Source organism: uncultured Mycobacterium sp. (genome assembly GCF_964249325.1).
Taxonomy (GTDB): domain Bacteria; phylum Actinomycetota; class Actinomycetes; order Mycobacteriales; family Mycobacteriaceae; genus Mycobacterium.
Map to the genome: position 1 here is coordinate 1 of NZ_CAXUCH010000296.1, position 4,560 is coordinate 4,560.

The 4,560-nt window shown below is 66.2% G+C and carries 5 protein-coding genes; 2 read left to right on the forward strand and 3 right to left on the reverse strand.

The annotated features are described in order from the left end of the window. The coding region (gene asnB, locus ACFE99_RS22960) for an asparagine synthase (glutamine-hydrolyzing) (protein WP_375488874.1) at nt 1–1,937 on the forward strand (1,937 nt) is incomplete at its 5' end. Between the two features lie 9 nt (nt 1,938–1,946). Here the strand turns inward: asnB and ACFE99_RS22965 are convergent. Continuing rightward, nucleotides 1,947–2,921: a carbohydrate kinase family protein gene (locus tag ACFE99_RS22965; protein ID WP_375488876.1), complete on the reverse strand. Its 975-nt coding sequence runs from the start codon at nt 2,919–2,921 to the stop codon at nt 1,947–1,949. Between the two features lie 174 nt (nt 2,922–3,095). On the opposite strand from ACFE99_RS22965, the gene ACFE99_RS22970 reads away from it, so the two are divergent. Then, nucleotides 3,096–3,761, forward strand: coding sequence for a hypothetical protein (locus ACFE99_RS22970; RefSeq protein ID WP_375488878.1), 666 nt, complete (start codon nt 3,096–3,098; stop codon nt 3,759–3,761). An 11-nt stretch (nt 3,762–3,772) separates the two neighbouring features. Here ACFE99_RS22970 and ACFE99_RS22975 read toward each other — a convergent pair whose 3' ends face one another. Together ACFE99_RS22975 and ACFE99_RS22980 are read right to left on the reverse strand one after the other, a co-directional pair. Further along, on the reverse strand, nt 3,773–4,129 hold the full coding sequence (locus tag ACFE99_RS22975) for an iron-sulfur cluster assembly accessory protein (RefSeq protein WP_083090105.1): 357 nt from the start codon (nt 4,127–4,129) through the stop codon (nt 3,773–3,775). A gap of 69 nt (nt 4,130–4,198) precedes the next feature. Continuing rightward, nucleotides 4,199–4,560 (reverse strand): glycerate kinase (locus ACFE99_RS22980; protein ID WP_375488881.1); only part of this gene is annotated, 362 nt, incomplete at its 5' end.

Here is a 4,560-nt window from a genome sequence, read left to right on the forward strand (position 1 = left end):
TGTGTGGACTGCTGGCCTTCGTCGGTGCCGCCGCCGGCAGCGCCGGCGGCGCGGCCGGCGCCGTGGCCGACGCGTCGCACCTGATGCGTCACCGCGGCCCCGACGAGCCGGGGACGTGGACCGATCCCGGCGGGGCTGTCGTGTTCGGCTTCAATCGGCTGTCCATCATCGATATCGCGCATTCGCACCAGCCGCTGTGGTGGGGGCCGCCCGAGTCGCCCGACCAGTATGTGCTGGTGTTCAACGGCGAAATTTACAACTACCTTGAGCTGCGCGCAGAACTCGCTGCCAGCTATGGCGCCGTGTTCGCCACCGACGGCGACGGTGAAGCGATCATCGCCGCCTACCACCACTGGGGCGTCGACGCACTGGCGCGGTTGCGGGGGATGTTCGCCTTTGCGCTGTGGGACACCGTCAGCCGCGAGTTGTTCTGCGCCCGTGATCGTTTCGGCATCAAGCCGCTGTTCATGGCGAGCGGCGCCGGCGGCACCGCGGTCGCCAGCGAAAAGAAATGCCTGCTGGATCTGGCTGACCTGATCGGGTTCGACCCCGGCATCGACCAGCGGGCCGTGCAGCACTACACGGTGTTGCAGTACGTGCCCGAGCCGGAGACGCTGACCCGCGGAGTGCGCCGCCTGGAGTCGGGGTGCTACGCCCGCATCCGTCTGGACCAGCCCGAACCGGAGGTCACCCGTTACTTCGTGCCGCGGTTCAACCCTGAACCCATCACCCGCGACACCGAGCAGGCCCGCTACGACGAGATCACTGCGGTCCTGGAGGACTCGGTGGCCAAGCACATGCGCGCCGATGTCACCGTCGGCGCGTTCTTGTCGGGCGGCATCGACTCCACCGCGATCGCCGCACTGGCCATCCGGCACAACCCGCGGCTGATCACCTTCACCACCGGTTTCCAGCGGGAGGGTTTTTCCGAGATCGACGTCGCCGTGGCTTCGGCCGAAGCGATCGGGGCGCGGCACGTGGCCAAGGTGGTCAGCCCGAGCGAGTTCGTTGCCGCGTTGCCCGAGATCGTCTGGTATCTCGACGAACCAGTGGCCGACCCGGCCCTGGTACCGCTGTTCTTCGTGGCCCGCGAAGCACGCAAGCATGTGAAGGTGGTGCTCTCCGGTGAGGGCGCCGACGAGCTGTTCGGCGGTTACACGATCTACCGGGAACCGTTGTCGCTCAAGCCATTCGACTACTTACCGCGACCGCTGCGGCGCTCGATGGGCAAGGTGTCCAAGCCGCTGCCAGAGGGCATGCGCGGCAAGAGCTTGCTGCACCGCGGATCGTTGACGCTCGAGGAACGCTACTACGGCAACGCGCGCAGCTTCTCCGACGAGCAACTGCGGGCCGTGCTGCCAGACTTCCGTTCGGAGTGGACCCACACCGACGTCACCGCCCCGCTGTACACCCAATCGGCGGGATGGGATCCGGTCGCCCGCATGCAGCACATCGACTTGTTCACCTGGCTGCGCGGCGACATCTTGGTCAAGGCCGACAAGATGACGATGGCCAACTCGCTGGAGCTGCGGGTGCCGTTCCTCGACCCCGAGGTGTTCGCCGTCGCTTCCCGGTTACCGGTGCAGGCCAAGATCACCCGGACGACTACCAAATACGCGCTGCGGCGTGCGCTGGAGCCGATCGTGCCGGCCCACGTGCTCAATCGGCCCAAACTGGGCTTCCCTGTGCCGATCCGGCACTGGCTGCGCGCTGGCGAACTGCTGGAGTGGGCGTATGCGATGGTGGACTCCTCGCAGGCCGGTCAGCTCATCGACATCGCTGCGGTGCGTCGGATGCTCGACGAGCACCGCTGCGGGACAAGTGATCACGGTCGCCGACTATGGACGGTGCTGGTTTTTATGCTCTGGCACGCGATCTTCGTCGAGCACAGTGTCGTACCGCAGATCAAAGAACCGCACTACCCCGTGCAGGTCTAACGGCGAGCCCTACTTAAGCGCGGCGGCGATCTCGCGGGCGGCGTCGTCGCCGTACGCGCCGGCCAGCCGTGTCACGGCGGTCTCGCGGTCCCAATCCCACTCCTGGGTACCGGTGGACTCCAGCACCAGCACTGCAACAAGTGAGCCCAGCTGGGCCGAACGCTCCAGGCTCAGCCCGGCGCTGCGGCCGGTGAGGAAACCGGCCCGAAACGCGTCACCCACCCCGGTGGGATCGACCTGGCTGGTTTCGGGCACCACGTCGACGTGGACCACGCCGCCATCCGGGTCGACGAGGTCGACCCCCTTGGCGCCCAGCGTGGTCACCCGCAGCCCCACCTGGGCCATCACGTCGGCTTCCGACCAGCCCGTCTTCGACAACAGCAGGTCCCACTCGTAGTCGTTGGTGAACAGGTAGGTGGCACCGTTGATCAGCCTGCGGATCTCTGCGCCACTCAATCGCGCCAGCTGCTGAGACGGGTCGGCGGCAAATGCCAGACCAAGCTTGCGGCACTCTTCGGTGTGCAAGAACATGGCGTCCGGATCGTTGGCTCCGATGATGACCAGCTCAGGAGTGCCGATCGCCGATACCACGTCGCCCAGCGAGATCTCCCGCGCCTGCGACATCGCGCCCGGGTAGAAGGACGCGATCTGGGCCATCTCCCGGTCGGTGGTGCAGACGAAACGCGCGGTGTGTGCCGTCGTCGAGATCAGCACGTGGTCGCAATTGACGCCGTGCGCCTCCAGCCAGTCGCGATAGTCGGTGAAGTCGTCGCCGGCCGCACCGACCAGCGCAACGTCCCCGCCCAACACGCCTATGGCGTAGGCCATATTTCCGCCCACACCGCCGCGGTGGATGACCAGGTCGTCAACCAGGAAGCTCAGCGACACTTTCTGCAGGTGCTCGGCCAACAACTGCTCAGAGAACCGGCCCGGAAACCGCATCAGATGGTCGGTTGCAATCGAACCGGTCACCGCAATCGTCACGAAAACACCACCCTTCATTTTCTAAGCTCGGCTAGCTAAGACTACTCAGGCTAGCCGCCACCGGGACCTCCCGGCCAGCGGCCAGGCGTGCGCTAGCCTGCCAAGGGAGCTCACCGGAACCCGAACGCTGTCGGCGACATTCGTCGCCCCGTCACGACGGTAGGAGAACTATCGATGGCCGGTCCGCATTCGCCGAATCACGGAGTCGGCGCCGAAGGACCGCCCTACAGGGAACCCCATCCCAGTCAGCCGATTCCCCCTCAACCGGCCTACGCCGGCCCGCCGGCGGCCGAAGCAGCGCCTCCGTCAGCCGCCTACCCGGGCGGGTTGCCGCCACCGGTGCCCTACCCGAGACGACAGCGCCGCCGATGGGTCGTTGGCGGTGTACTGGCTTTGGCCCTGGTCGCGGCGATGACGGCCGCGATCGCCTTCGGGACGCACGAGAATAGGTCCACTGCTGGAGGAGTCTTATCCGAGACCACGGCCAAGACGGCGATCCAGGGTTATCTGGATGCGCTGGAGAACCGCGACATCGACACCATCGCCCGCAACACGTTGTGCGGTATCTATGACGCGGTGCGGGATCGTCGCTCCGACCAGGCACTGGCCAAACTCAGCAGCGACGCGTTCCGCAAGCAGTTCTCCCAGGCGGAGGTCACCTCGATCGACAAGATCGTTTACTGGTCGAACTATCAGGCCCAGGTGCTGTTCACCATGCGAGTCCGGCCCGCAACGGGCGGACCCTCGCGTGACAAGGTGCAGGGACTCGCGCAGTTACTGTTCCAGCACGGTCAGGTGCTGGTGTGTTCGTACGTGTTGCGAACGGCGGGCAGCTACTAGCCGCCGGCTGCTCAGTTGAACGAGTCGCCGCAGGCGCACGAACCCGTGGCGTTGGGATTGTCGATGGTAAAGCCCTGCTTCTCGATGGTGTCGACAAAGTCGATTGATGCGCCTTGCAGGTACGGCGCGCTCATCCGGTCAACGGTCAACGTGACGCCACCGAACTCCGCGGTCAGGTCACCGTCGAGGGTGCGGTCGTCGAAAAACAAGTTGTAGCGCAGGCCCGCGCAGCCGCCCGGCTGGACCGCAATGCGCAGCGTCAGGTCGTCGCGTCCTTCCTGGTCCAGCAGTGACTTCGCCTTGGCGGCAGCGGCCTCGGTCAAGATCACGCCGTGGGTCTTGGCGGTCGACTCGCCCTGAACGGTCATTGCTTCTCCCCTGTATGCCTAATCGCTCGATGGGCCGCTGCGGCCTGATGCCCGCTGCAGCACACTTAATCAAAGGTACCTTGTCGGGGCGCTATTCCCGAGTCGCGCCGCCACCTCGCCTGCCAAGCCCATGAGCTGATTCGCGGCGTCGACCAGCGCCAGCCGCACTGAACCCGCGTAGTCGGCCACCCCGAACGCGGCCAAAATGCCCGCCGAGCTCAACGCAAGGCGGTCCAGACAGACCTGACCGGCCAGCACCAGCACCGGCACCTGCCGGCCGCGCGCCGAGGCAGACAAAGCGCCGACCACCTTGCCGCGCAACGACTGCTCATCGAACCGGCCTTCACCGGTGACGACGAGATCGGCGGCGGCGATGTCGTCGGCCAGGCGGGTGTGCTCGGCGATGATCGCCGCACCGGACTGTCGCCGGC

What these genes read in the sequence shown, in the direction of transcription:
- ACFE99_RS22970 (WP_375488878.1), top strand. Translation starts at nt 3,096, where the DNA reads ATGGCCGGTCCGCATTCGCCGAATCACGGAGTCGGCGCCGAAGGACCG.
- ACFE99_RS22975 (WP_083090105.1), bottom strand. Translation starts at nt 4,129, where the DNA reads ATGACCGTTCAGGGCGAGTCGACCGCCAAGACCCACGGCGTGATCTTG.